The sequence below is a fragment of the Paenibacillus sp. IHBB 3054 genome (assembly GCF_051594305.1).
Classification (GTDB): Bacteria; Bacillota; Bacilli; order Paenibacillales; family Paenibacillaceae; genus Paenibacillus_AQ.
On sequence record NZ_JBOFBG010000009.1, the window covers coordinates 1 to 12,264 of the forward strand.

At 49.3% G+C, this 12,264-nt stretch carries 13 protein-coding genes; 11 read left to right on the top strand and 2 right to left on the bottom strand.

What is annotated here, in order from left to right:
• Positions 1–511: 511 nt before the first annotated feature.
• Together ACQ76X_RS12495 and ACQ76X_RS12500 are read left to right on the top strand one after the other, a co-directional pair.
• Complete coding sequence (locus tag ACQ76X_RS12495; RefSeq protein ID WP_438494190.1) at positions 512–985, top strand: MarR family transcriptional regulator; 474 nt, start codon at positions 512–514, stop codon at positions 983–985.
• A gap of 152 nt (positions 986–1,137) precedes the next feature.
• The gene (locus tag ACQ76X_RS12500) at positions 1,138–2,373 is read left to right on the top strand and encodes an MFS transporter (RefSeq protein ID WP_438494192.1); all 1,236 of its coding nucleotides are present in this window, start codon (positions 1,138–1,140) and stop codon (positions 2,371–2,373) included.
• A 142-nt stretch (positions 2,374–2,515) separates the two neighbouring features.
• Here the strand turns inward: ACQ76X_RS12500 and ACQ76X_RS12505 are convergent, their stop codons facing one another.
• The gene (locus tag ACQ76X_RS12505) at positions 2,516–3,475 is read right to left on the bottom strand and encodes an MraY family glycosyltransferase (protein ID WP_179091714.1); all 960 of its coding nucleotides are present in this window, start codon (positions 3,473–3,475) and stop codon (positions 2,516–2,518) included.
• 96 nt (positions 3,476–3,571) lie between these two features.
• On the opposite strand from ACQ76X_RS12505, the gene ACQ76X_RS12510 reads away from it, so the two are divergent.
• Together ACQ76X_RS12510 and ACQ76X_RS12515 are read left to right on the top strand one after the other, a co-directional pair.
• Positions 3,572–4,255 (top strand): YjjG family noncanonical pyrimidine nucleotidase, encoded by a 684-nt coding sequence (locus tag ACQ76X_RS12510; protein ID WP_438494194.1) that lies wholly within the window; start codon positions 3,572–3,574, stop codon positions 4,253–4,255.
• Positions 4,256–4,355: 100 nt separating this feature from the next.
• A complete protein-coding gene (locus tag ACQ76X_RS12515) occupies positions 4,356–5,060 on the top strand; it encodes a stalk domain-containing protein (RefSeq protein WP_438494196.1) in 705 nt (234 codons plus the stop codon).
• A gap of 109 nt (positions 5,061–5,169) precedes the next feature.
• On the opposite strand, the gene ACQ76X_RS12520 is transcribed toward ACQ76X_RS12515, so the two are convergent.
• Positions 5,170–6,153, bottom strand: coding sequence for a ring-cleaving dioxygenase (locus ACQ76X_RS12520; protein WP_076110018.1), 984 nt, complete (start codon positions 6,151–6,153; stop codon positions 5,170–5,172).
• A gap of 200 nt (positions 6,154–6,353) precedes the next feature.
• Here ACQ76X_RS12520 and ACQ76X_RS12525 point away from each other — a divergent pair, with 200 nt between their 5' ends.
• The 7 genes from ACQ76X_RS12525 to ACQ76X_RS12555 all read left to right on the top strand — a co-directional run bounded on the left by ACQ76X_RS12525 (position 6,354) and on the right by ACQ76X_RS12555 (position 12,199).
• Positions 6,354–7,160 carry an AAC(3) family N-acetyltransferase gene (locus ACQ76X_RS12525; protein WP_438494198.1) on the top strand — a complete coding sequence of 269 codons (807 nt, stop codon included), beginning with the start codon at positions 6,354–6,356 and terminating at the stop codon, positions 7,158–7,160.
• 147 nt (positions 7,161–7,307) lie between these two features.
• A complete protein-coding gene (locus ACQ76X_RS12530; RefSeq protein ID WP_438494200.1) occupies positions 7,308–7,454 on the top strand; it encodes a hypothetical protein in 147 nt (48 codons plus the stop codon).
• A 282-nt stretch (positions 7,455–7,736) separates the two neighbouring features.
• On the top strand, positions 7,737–7,988 hold the full coding sequence (locus ACQ76X_RS12535; RefSeq protein WP_438494202.1) for a hypothetical protein: 252 nt from the start codon (positions 7,737–7,739) through the stop codon (positions 7,986–7,988).
• Between the two features lie 126 nt (positions 7,989–8,114).
• Positions 8,115–9,533, top strand: coding sequence for an RtcB family protein (locus tag ACQ76X_RS12540; RefSeq protein WP_438494204.1), 1,419 nt, complete (start codon positions 8,115–8,117; stop codon positions 9,531–9,533).
• 200 nt (positions 9,534–9,733) lie between these two features.
• The gene (locus ACQ76X_RS12545) at positions 9,734–9,856 is read left to right on the top strand and encodes a hypothetical protein (RefSeq protein ID WP_256718072.1); all 123 of its coding nucleotides are present in this window, start codon (positions 9,734–9,736) and stop codon (positions 9,854–9,856) included.
• Positions 9,857–10,033: 177 nt separating this feature from the next.
• Positions 10,034–11,149: a slipin family protein gene (locus ACQ76X_RS12550; protein ID WP_438494205.1), complete on the top strand. Its 1,116-nt coding sequence runs from the start codon at positions 10,034–10,036 to the stop codon at positions 11,147–11,149.
• A gap of 117 nt (positions 11,150–11,266) precedes the next feature.
• Positions 11,267–12,199, top strand: a complete 933-nt coding sequence (locus ACQ76X_RS12555; protein ID WP_038586438.1) for a manganese-dependent inorganic pyrophosphatase — start codon at positions 11,267–11,269, stop codon at positions 12,197–12,199.
• Positions 12,200–12,264 lie beyond the last annotated feature (65 nt).

Genomic DNA, 12,264 nt, shown 5'->3' on the forward strand with positions numbered 1-12,264 from the left:
ATTCTGTACAACTAAATAAGAGGATTTTGGCATGCTGTAGGCGTTAATTGTATTCCGTACAGCTATAAATGAGGATTTGCGTCTGTAACGGCCTTTCTTGCGATTATAATTGCTGGAAGTGCAACTAAACCGTGACAAGAGGTGATTTCTGCCTATTTAGTTGTACGAAGTACAATTATGGGTCCAGAGTCTAAGCTGAACCCCGGTCGCAGCAGTCAGCACCAACCCGGAAAGCAGCCGCAATAACCAGTGCCAACTGGCCCGCACCGCGGGGGCAACGCAGTGCAATAAAAAAACACCCTGTAGGTTAAATAGGGTTTTGAAACGAATTATTTCTGTTTCAAAACCCTATTTGCTTTGTCAAATTTATTGTGAACCTGTTTTAAAATCATACTATATTCCCTCCAGTCGTGTATTGGTTATTTAATCAATTATTTTGACAATGTTGAAATAGAAACAAAAATATACTATATTATATTGTTAATGCACTGAGCGGGTGGGAGGACAGGCCATGAACAAAGAAGAACAGGTCATAATGGGCTTCAGGGACGTATATAACAAGATGGTTTGGCTTAATAAGGATAAGATGGAGGACAGTCTTAAGGGTTATAAGTCTTCTGAAGTACATTGCATCGAATACATTGAAAGAAATGTAGATTCCAACGTAACAAAACTTGCGGAGTCCTTTTATATGACCCGCGGTGCCATAAGTAAAATGACTAAGAAGCTCATAAAAAAAGGCCTTATCGAAAGCTACCAGAAGCAGGATAACAAGAAAGAAATCTATTTTAGGCTTACTGAGCAAGGGAAAGTAATTTATAAAATCCATGAGGACCTGCACAAAGAGTTTCAAGAGCGGGATAAAGCCGTATTTGAGCAGGTAACCGAGGAACAATTCGACAGCATGCTTAGCTTCGTGGAAAAGTATAGTAGGCATTTGGATGCAGAAATAAAAAAACTGGGTATAGATTGTAAGTCGGAATAACTTTGAATAATGAAAATGAAACCACAGGCAGCCGGGCTCTATTGAGAAAGGGCTGCCTTTTTTTGCTGTTTAATTTGTTGACAAGGAAACAAAACGGGGATATTATTTTGTTGACGAGGAAACGAAATAACAGCTTTTGAGGAGAGAATTTAATGTCCATATTTAGATCACACAATGAACAGAACACAGAACAAACCGTAGATAAACACGCTTTAATATTCGGTCTTATCTCTGTGTTTCTTTGCGGAATAGGCTTCAGCATCATAATGCCTGTCGTCCCATTCTTAGTGCAGCCTTATACAAGCAATCCGGGAGAGCAAGCTATAGTTGTTACGCTGCTGACCTCTGTTTATGCCCTCTGTGTGTTTTTTGCGGCCCCCGTACTTGGGGCTTTGAGCGACAAATATGGCCGTCGTCCATTGCTCTTAGTATGCCTTTTGGGTTCCGCAATCGGGTACTTCATTTTTGGCATAGGCGGAGCTCTATGGGTACTATTTGCCGGGCGCATAATAGAAGGTATAACAGGCGGGAGCATAAGCACGATTTTCGCATATTTTGCAGACATCATTCCTCCAGAGCAGAGAACCAAATACTTTGGATGGGTAAGTGCGGTTGTAGGTGTAGGCACCGTTATTGGCCCAACTCTAGGCGGATTACTTGCCAAGTTTGGTTATGCTGTACCCATGTATTTTGGAGCAATAATAACTTTATTGAATGTTGTTTATGGATTCTTTTTTATGCCTGAGAGCCTTGGCAAGAATAATAGACTGAAAGAGATTACCTTTGTTAGACTGAATCCATTTACACAGCTTGCTAACCTGCTTTCCACGAAAAACTTAAAAAGGCTACTTGTCTCGGCGTTCTTACTTTGGATACCCAACGGATCTTTACAGGCAGTTTTATCCCAATTTACAATGGATACTTTCAGTTGGAAGCCTGCACTAATCGGACTTGTGTTTTCAATTATGGGCGCTCAAGACATCATTTCACAAGGGTTCATAATGCCAAAGCTTTTGACAAAACTTAGTGATACACAGATAGCAGTTCTTGGAATGATTTCAGAGATTGTAGGCTACAGTTTTATTGCGCTATCTGCTTTGTTCTCACTCTATCCTCTTTTTATCGCTGGCATGTTTATATTTGGTTTCGGTGATTCGATCTTTGGGCCTTCATTTAATGGGATGCTCTCCAAGTCTGCCGATTCTAGTGAACAAGGAAGGATTCAAGGGGGGAGCCAATCTATTCAGGCTTTAGCAAGAATGATTGGGCCTGTCATTGGAGGTCAAATCTATGTATTACTTGGTCATGCCGCACCCGCTTTTATGGGTATGATCCTTATAGCAGCGGCAATACCAGTTTTATATAAGAGAACGCAGGTGAATATGTGAAAAAATATATAATAGGGTTTCAGAACTCAGGGACAAGTTCTGAAACCCTATTGGTCTACAGTCTGAAACACCCTGCACGTTAAGGGTGTTTTTCTTATTTTGGCGCTCAGGCAAGCCCGGCAGTTTGAGTATACGCCGTCTGTTAAGTCTCGATCAGCAACAGGATGATCGAGGACAGCGACAGGCACACGCTGACCAGATAAAGCACGGCAACAACCTGCTTCTGGTTAAGACCGGCCTTGAGCAGGCGGTAATGCACCTGGGTGGCGTCGGCCTGATAGATCGATTTGCCTTGGATGAAGCGTTTGACGACGACAAAGATATTATCGAAAATCGGCACGCCAAGCGCTAAAATCGGGATGAACAACGACAGTACCGTTGCCTGCTTGAACGCGCCGTCCAGCGCAATCACGGCCAGAATGAAGCCGAGGAAGGTGGCGCCTGCGTCGCCCATGAAGATTTTGGCTGGTGCCTTGTTGTAGCGCAGATAGGCAAGTGTAACTCCGACGAGAGCAATAGCCATGATTGCGGAAGTAGATTGCCCTTTGGTCACAGCGACAATAAACAGGGTGACTGCCGAAATGGCCGTGAGTCCCCCGGCTAATCCGTCCATGCCGTCAGAGAAGTTAATGACTGTAGTTACGCCGAAGATCCAGATGATCGTCAGCACGAACTGCAGAATAACCGGCAGGGAGATGTAATCCCCGGAGAACGGATTAATGAACCCGGTAAAGGCATTACCCGAGAGAAAAACAAGGATCGCCGCTGCAATCTGTACGATAAACTTGGGCAGTGCCGGGAAATCCTTGCCCTTGGTTTTGTACCAGTCATCAATGGTGCCTATAGTCAGTAGCAGCACACCGCCGATGAACAGGGCTAGTGTCTCCAATGAGAAGTCACGGGCAAACAGCAGATATGTAATGAAAAATCCGATAAATATGGCATAGCTGGCTGTCAGAGGGATGGGCTCCCTATGTATTTTGCGTTCGACATCCTGACGGGGCTTGTCCACAAAATCAAGCCGAAAAGCCAGTTTGCTAAGCGGAGGAATCAGCCAATAGACGATGAAAAATGACACCAGAAACGATAAAACGTATAAAATGACAATCACCACCGTTGATTTTTTTAAGCAGGTCTGTCTAAATTATATCGCAGAAGCAGATCGTTTGTCGACGAAACATAAAACAGGAGGGGAATTATGAAATACGAGGTTATTTTATTTGATGCCGATGATACGCTGTTTGACTATGGAATGGCGGAAGGACAGGCTTTTCTAAATGTGTTTGCCCATTTCGGGCTGCCGACGGGGGCGGAGGAATATGCGGCCAGCTACCGCGAAATCAATCAGGCGCTGTGGAAGGATCTGGAGCAGGGGCGGATTACCTCGGCGGCGCTCAGGGTGGAACGGTTCAACCGGTTGTTTGCGCACCACAAGCTCGAATACAGTCCGGAGGCCTTCAGCGAAGTCTACTTGCGCTTTTTGGGTGAGGGGACCTATTTGATTCAGGGGGCGGTGGAACTGTGCGGCGAGCTTACCGGCTGCAGACTTGCGATTATCACGAATGGAATCAAAGATGTGCAGTTGTCCAGAATTCAAGGTTCGCCACTCTGCAATACGTTTGAGCAGATTATTATTTCCGAGGAGGCAGGCTCGCAGAAGCCGGAGCCCGGGATTTTCGATTATGCTTTTGCCAAACTTGGGATTACGGATAAAAGCAAAGTATTGATTGTGGGCGATTCTTTGACATCGGATATCCAGGGCGGGATGAATTACGGGATCGACACCTGCTGGTTCAATCCGTTGGAGAAAGCCAATGAAGCGGGGATTAAGCCTACATATGAAATCCGGGATCTGTCCGAGCTTCTTGGAATTATCGCCTGAAGTTGGAGACTTAGCAGGTTGAAAAGCTCTCCCGGTGTTAAATAGTATTAAGACGCAAAATTCAATTCCACATCATTCTAATATACGGGAGAGGATTGCTATGAATAAAAAATGGCTGATTGCCACAATTGTAGCCGGCATGGCCGTAACCGGTTCTGCTGGCGTATACGCAGGAAGTAAATTGCAGCAGATCAAGGCTTACTTGAACCATGGACTGGGTATTGTCGTGGACGGCACTCCCTACTGGCTGAAGGATGCCAACGGCAAAACCTTGGCTCCGATCACCTATGAGGGGACGACGTATTTGCCGATCCGCTCCATCGCAGATGCCCTGGACGTGCCTGTTGCCTATGATGCGGTTAATTCCAAAGTGAGAATCGGCAGCGGGACCGAAACTGGAGCAGCGTCAGGAAGCTCTGGAAGCACCGAAGGTACTGCGGGTTCCGGGAACTCCGGCAGCGGCACAAGTACTCCGGCGGCGGGTGTGAAACGGCCTGCTAATCTGCCGAAGGATTTTCCGATTCCGGCAGATGCCGTGGTTACAACAACAGTGGATACGGATTCGGGCGGAGTCATGAAGGCCTCCTTTACTTATATGACCCAGGAGACATTGGCTACGATGGGGTTCGTGTATAGTGAATATGCCCGGATTAAAAGGTCGGAGAATGCATCAGAGACGGTAACTGCAACAACTGTAAAGATTACCGGCAAACTGGGCGGAATCAGCCCGGTCTCCATCTCGGGCCGAGCTTCGACAGCACAGCCCGGCTATAACGTTTTCACCGTTACCTGGTCGGAAATCTAAATATCCAGCTGCAGAACTCAGCAGTATGAACAAAGCCGCATTCACAGAGAATGCGGCTTTGTTATATAAGAGGCGTGCCTCAGTATTTAAAAACTAACAGACAGCCGGATTAAGACTGCTGGCGGGTATCAAGCGGCTTCAGATGGGCTTCAATCTGTGCACGCTTCGATTCCAGAAACGGCGGCAGGGCAAGCGATTCCCCCAGGTGCTCAAGCGGTTCGTCCGTGGCAAAGCCCGGACCATCCGTAGCCAGCTCGAACAAAATGCCATTAGGCTCGCGGAAGTAGAGGGAGCGGAAGTAGAAGCGGTCAACGAACCCGGAATTGGGCAGCTGTACTGTGCGGATGCGCTCGATCCATTGCTTTAATTCCTCTTCGTTGTCCACGCGGAAGGCCACATGGTGTACACCGCCCCGTCCGAGGTGTTCCTGGGGAAGGTCATTGCGTTCCTCCAAATGCACCTCTGTGCCGGAACCGCCTTCTCCGGTTTCATATACAATGATGTCCGGCTGCCCGGCTGCGGGCGAAGGATAGCTGCCTTTGCGGCGGAAGCCAAGCAGATCTTCCAGCACCAAGGCGGTGTGTTCTGCTGTTTCGACGGTTAAATGTGCGGGGCCCAGACCGACAATGGCATGCTCTGCCGGAACAGGACTCTTATCCCAGGGCTTGCCGCCGGGCACGCCCTGATTGTTCTCGTCCGAGACCAGATTGAAACGCTGTCCCTCAGGATCACGGAAGGCCAATGTCTTGCGGCCGCCCCGCTCGGTGATTTCATCATGCTCTACGCTGAACTCGGTTAAACGCTGTTTCCAATAATCAAGTGCCTTATCATCCGGCACACGCAGTGAAAGGGCAGAGATGCTGTTATTGCCGTCACGGTTGCGTCCAGCATTCGGAAGCTCGAAGAAAGTCAATTCTGTCCCCGGATTGCCCAGCTCATCCCCGTAGAACAAATGATACACGGAGATGTCATCTTGGTTTACGGTCTTTTTAATCAGGCGCAGACCAAGCACTTCGGTGTAAAATTTGAAATTTTCCGGTGCTTTCTTTGTAATCGCGGATACATGGTGAAGTCCTTTTAATGTTAAACTCATGGTATATTACCTCCTGTTAGTTGCCTAAGCATGTATTGGAATCGTTCGGTTCATATGAAAATCGGATAGAACACAACGGCGAGTATACAGATTTGAACCTTTATGAATATTATTAAGTTACTATAATTTTATCAGTTAATAACCTAATTTGCAATAGAGGATTTATGATCTGTAAAATTTCGTGAAGGAGAGAAGCGAAAATGCATACCAAAGCAGGCTTGTTTGAACAGTTGAAGGCACTTGAAATCAATCCGTCAGGGACACTGCTCGTTCATTCTTCGTTAAAAAGCATCGGTGAGGTGCAGGGAGGCGCGGACACGGTACTGGATGTGCTCAGTGAGTATATGAAGGACGGGCTGCTTGTGCTGCCGACACATACCTGGTCGTATATTAATGCCACTAATCCGCGATTTGATGTATTAAACTCCCCTGTCTGCGTCGGGATTTTGCCGGAATTGTTCCGCCGCCGTCCGGGAGTAATCCGTTCCTGGCATCCGACCCATTCCGTGGCCGCCTTGGGCAAGGATGCGCAGGCGTTCATTGCCGGAGAGGAAAGCCGGGATACGCCTTGCTCACGGGATTCAGTTTATGGCAAGCTGCTCGACCGCAAAGCCGACATTATGCTGCTTGGCGTCGATTTACGGCGGAATACGTTCATCCATGGCATCGAGGAATGGGTGGATATTCCCGGCAGAATGACAGATGACCATGAGCTGCTCTACACGGTTACGCCCGAAGGCGAAGAAATCGCCGTGCCTTCCCGCAGACATTGCGGACTGTCCTGGTCGCAGCATTTTTGGAAGGTGGAGCAGGTGCTTCAAGAGGGCGGTGCTTTACGCAAGGGCAGCTTTGGGGATGCCGTGGCAATGATCTGCGGCACAGTAGAAACAACTGAAATCCTAAGCCGGATGCTGGCTGTGAATCCCGATCTCTTCTCGGATAACGAACCGCTGAACGGCGAAGCAGTGCCAGAGGCGCTGCCGAAGACCAAGCGTCAGATACCTTGATGACTGTATAGTGGCTGGAAAACCTTTGTTTATGGAGTTCAACAGCGATCTTAAGTTCAAACTATATAGCGGTTGACATCATCTGGAATAACATGGTAAGCTGGCAACAAATTTACGGGTCGGAATGGGCCAGGGGGTGTAGGAACAATGATGATACTAAATCGCTTTGAACAGAATGATCAACCAGGCTTCAGCGAGAGAATTCTATCCGGTGATGAGCCATCATTTGTCTCCTATAGTGACGATACGATTGTATTGCGCAGCTCCCCCTTGCTCGGCAGTATGCAGGCATAACCTGCAACTGTTCAGAGAGTTTTTGGGAACCCAGGCTGCGTATCTCGCAGCCTTTTTCTTGTGCGCCTTTTGACGGCTGAAGAAAGAGGCGGCGGGACGCAGTCTTTTTGTAAATATAAAAATTTATATGCTTCACGCTATACATTATCCTTCTATTTCTCGCTGAAACGGATACCGTCCTTTTGAGGACGGCAAAGCCGTTTCCACTTGTGTATGAGCTAGCTTTCCCTAAATTTAAGCATTCCAGCACGGTTGAACCCATTCGTGAAAGGAGAGAGAACCATGAACGCAGAGATGAGTTGGCATGAACAATTTATAAAAAAACAGAGTCAGGAAAAGAAACAGGAGCAACCGCAACCGCTACAGCTATTGCAGCCGCAGGATCCCGCCTGCCCGCTATATGCTGTTCATCGAGATGAGCGTTATGTTTACTTGTCCGGCGACATCTATCTTCCCGGTATCTCTCCTGCGAGGCGTAAGGCAAGGGGGATTCCAATTGCAGAGCGCAGCATGGCTGCGCCGCTGCAGCTATGAGGAACAAGAGATGAGACTGCCGGATTACGCTGGATTTTGCTGCTCCTGAAGAGGACGGCGAACCGCGTGAACCGGCAGTTTTTTTTAGGATCAAAAAATAAGCTTTGTGTTCAGGAGGAGAATGAAATGAATTGGAACAGCAAAACCCATGGCGGCAATCATTATGAACTGGAGCTTCCGCACGGAGCGCTGCATGTGTTCGCCAACAAGGAAATTTACGGATCATTTGAAGACAAAATCTTTGAGATGGCTGATAACAACCTGCGGATTCCGCGCAATAAGTATATGGGTTACACCCCTGATGCGCATGTGGGCGTAGGAACCTGCATCGGCACCACGGCAGTCTGGAATATGAAGGACGGTATGGTCTCCCCTTCGATTGTCGGCGTGGATATCGGCTGCGGGATGCGGGTCCACACCACACCGCTGCACAAGAAGGATTTGCAGGACAAAGCGGTCCGCTGCAAGCTGATTGAAGCGATTGAAAAGTATGTGCCGACGAACGAGCGCGTCAACAGCAACTATGCCGACATCGACATTATGGAGGTTGTGCGGAACGGCCTAAATGGCCTGCCCGGCAAATATATTCCTTCGCCGCAGTGGATCACACATGTGGAGGAAAGTAATTTCCGCTATGACCATGCGGCGCTGGAGCAGCTTCCGCCCAAAATCCGCAAGAACGCCCACGGACAGCTTGGCACACTGGGCAGCGGCAACCACTTTTGCGAGATTCAATATCTGGAGATTGCCGAGGAGCATAAGGAGCTGGCGGCGAAGTGGGGGCTGTTTGACGGCGGGGTTGTCGTGATGATTCATTCCGGCTCCCGGGCCTGGGGCGCAACGGTGGGCCGGGAGCATACGAAAACCATTAAGGAAGCGATGCATCTGTGGGGCGTAAGTAATCCTGATCCGAACCTGAATTACGCGCCGATCAGCAGCCGGGAAGGGCAGGCCTACCTGAACCTGATGTACTCTGCGCTGAATTTCGCCGTAACCAACCGGCATATGATCGCTTTCGGGGTGCAGGAAGCTTTCCGGGAACTGTACGGGCCGCAGTTTGAAATGCCGGTGCTGTATGACCTGATGCATAACTACGCGCTGAAGGAGTTCCACCGCGGCCAGCCGATGCTGGTGCACCGTAAAGGGGCAACCCGTGCGCTGCCGCCGGGCCATTTCCTTAACACACCTGTGTATAAGGAAACAGGACATCCCGCACTGATTCCCGGCTCCATGGGTACCTCCTCGTACATCATGCTCGGGCGGGAGGAAGGCGTGAAGAACTTCTACTCCATCTGCCACGGCGCGGGAAGAGTGCGCTCCAGAAGAGCTACCCGGCTGGCAGTGACAGTTGATGAGTTCAGCCAGTCACTGAAGGTGGGCACGGAGGAGGAGATCATCGTCAACCACCGTTCCCTAGAGACGATTCTGGATGAATGCCCGCAAGCCTATAAGGATGTGGACCAGATCATCGACAGCATTACGGGGGCGGCTTTAGCCGATGTGGTCGCGAAGTGCAAGCCGATGGCTGTGATTAAAGGAATTTAGCTTTATTAATGAGGTACTTACAAATTATAATAGATTTGGGTATTTACGATCTGCGTGCTTAGCGGGGATTTCTGATGATCCCGCAGTGCCCGCCATTGTATGGCCGGGTATACTGCAGAGCAGATCCGGGACTTATCCTCCTTCGGGGTTCGAATCCCCATCGCCTTTTAAGCGACTTTGGTAAAATTTGAGCATTGCACATGAGTAGACCTTTGCCGGAGATTCTCGGCCTGTCCTTCGGGCAGGCGCCGGAAGCGCTTCTATGCAGCCGGCGGATACCGGAGCCGGGAACGGGCACGGATAGAGGGTCAGGCATTGCATAACTTTTCAGGCTGCAGGCGGGCCAAGATGTTATGCCGTGAACCTTTCCTTCGAGAACTTGCCTCTCCCGCTCCTTAAGACCGGCTCCGCAGCCGCAACCGGGAGAATCTCCTTGCCGGGGTCGACGATCAGAGGAACCGTCTCAAGTCAGAGAATCAAGGCGGATTCGGGAGGAACTAATGTTAAATAAAATCACGATTGCTGCCGATGAACGCGGACTACTGTTCAAGAAAGGCAGCTACGACAAATATTTAGAGCCCGGTACATACTGGTTGACAGGTTTTACGGATCAGGAAATCAAAAAGTTGAAATTAAGCGAGCCGTTCAGCGTCCCCGGCAAAGCGTTGAAAGTTTTCATGCAGGACGAAGCGCTGCTGCATGACCTGGAGATTGTGAATGTAACGGATTATGAATATGTGCTGCATTATGAGGACGAAAGATTCAGAACCTTGCTTCCTCCCGGCCAGCATGCTTTCTGGACGAAGCTCAGCACACACCGGTTCATCCGCGCCGATAGCCGCCAGCCGGAGATTCCGGCGGAGATTGACCGCTCCATCCTGCCGTGTTTTCCATATGCGATTCAGAGCTTTGAGGTAGCCGCACATGAAATCGGCATTCTTTATTTCAATAACATGCTGCAGCGGGAGCTGCCGCCGGGCAAATATGATTTCTGGAGAGGTCCGGTGAAGGTGGCGGTAAAAACCGTTGACCTGCGCCAGCAGCAAATGGATATGACCGGTCAGGAGATGCTGACAGAGGATAAGGTTAGCCTCCGGCTCAATTTTGTCTGCCAGTATTCGATTGTGAATCCGCAGCGGACGCTGGCGATCAAATCGGTGGAGGAACAAATGTATATCAGCCTGCAGCTCTTGCTCCGTGAATACGTCGGCAGTCTGAAGCTCGATGATCTGCTGCGGATGAAGCAGGAGGTGGGGGCCTTTGTACTCTCCCGGCTGCAGGAGCAGAGTGAAGGGTATGGCGTACAGTTCCACTCCGCCGGAGTGAAGGATATTATTCTGCCAGGAGAGATCAAGGATATTCTCAATACCGTGCTGCTGGCAGAGAAGAAGGCACAGGCCAATCTGATCACCCGGCGCGAAGAAACAGCCTCCACCCGCAGTCTGCTGAACACGGCAAAGCTGATGGACGAGAACAAAACGCTATACCGTCTGAAGGAGCTTGAATTTCTGGAGAAAATCAGTGAGCGGATCGGCAATGTCTCTTTGGTCGGCGGAGGTACGCTGGCGGAAAGGCTCGGCCAGCTGCTGATCCATGACGGTGACGGGAAGCAGTAGTACGGCATTTTTATTCTGCATTTTCATTTCAAACTTAAGTTCTGCCGCACAATCTGGCTAGTCCCTATCAATGTATGGTATATTATTCTCACAAAAAACAAAGTAAGGAGATTGGAAATGGAAAAAACATTGATCTTTGGACACAAAAATCCGGATACGGATACGATTTGTTCAGCAATTGCTTATGCGGCACTGAAAAAAGAACTGGGCTGGGATGCCGAGCCGGTTCGTCTGGGAGAAGTAAGCGGCGAGACGCAATTTGCGCTCGATCAATTTGGAGTGGCAGCTCCGCGTCTGGTAGAGAATGTGGCAGGCGAAGCTAAACAGGTTATTCTGGTTGACCATAATGAACGGCAGCAAAGCGCAAATGATATTGATCAGGTGCGGGTTGTCGAGGTTATCGACCATCACCGGATCGCCAACTTTGAAACGGCTCATCCGCTGTATTACCGTGCCGAGCCGGTTGGCTGCACAGCAACAATCCTGAACAAGCTGTACAAAGAAAACGGAGTAGCGATTCCGAAGGAAATCGCCGGTCTGATGTTGTCCGCCATTATCTCCGATTCTTTGCTGTTCAAATCGCCAACCTGCACCGGAGAAGATGTGGCAGCTGCGCGTGAGCTGGCTGAAATTGCCGGTGTGGATGCAGACAGCTACGGACTTTCCATGCTTAAAGCTGGAGCAGACCTCAGCGACAAGAGCATTGCACAGCTGATTTCCCTGGATGCCAAGGAATTCAAAATGGGTGAATACAAAGTGGAAATTGCCCAGGTAAATGCGGTGGACGTGAACGATGTGCTCTCCAAGCAGGTAGAGCTGGAAGCCGCGCTGAACACGATCATTGCTGACAAAGGACTTGATCTGTTCCTGTTCGTCGTTACAGATATCCTGAACAACGACTCCGTAGGTTTGGCTCTGGGCCGCGTTGCAGGTGCTGTAGAGCAGGCTTATAATGTAAAGCTGGATGATAACAAAGCCATTCTGAAGGGTGTAGTTTCCCGCAAATCGCAAATCGTGCCAGTGCTTACTGAAACGATTGCCAAGCTGTAACAATTGCATGAAAGACTGGACGTTGTCCTGTTCCTAATCATATGATTTCAGAGAAACCGGCTGTG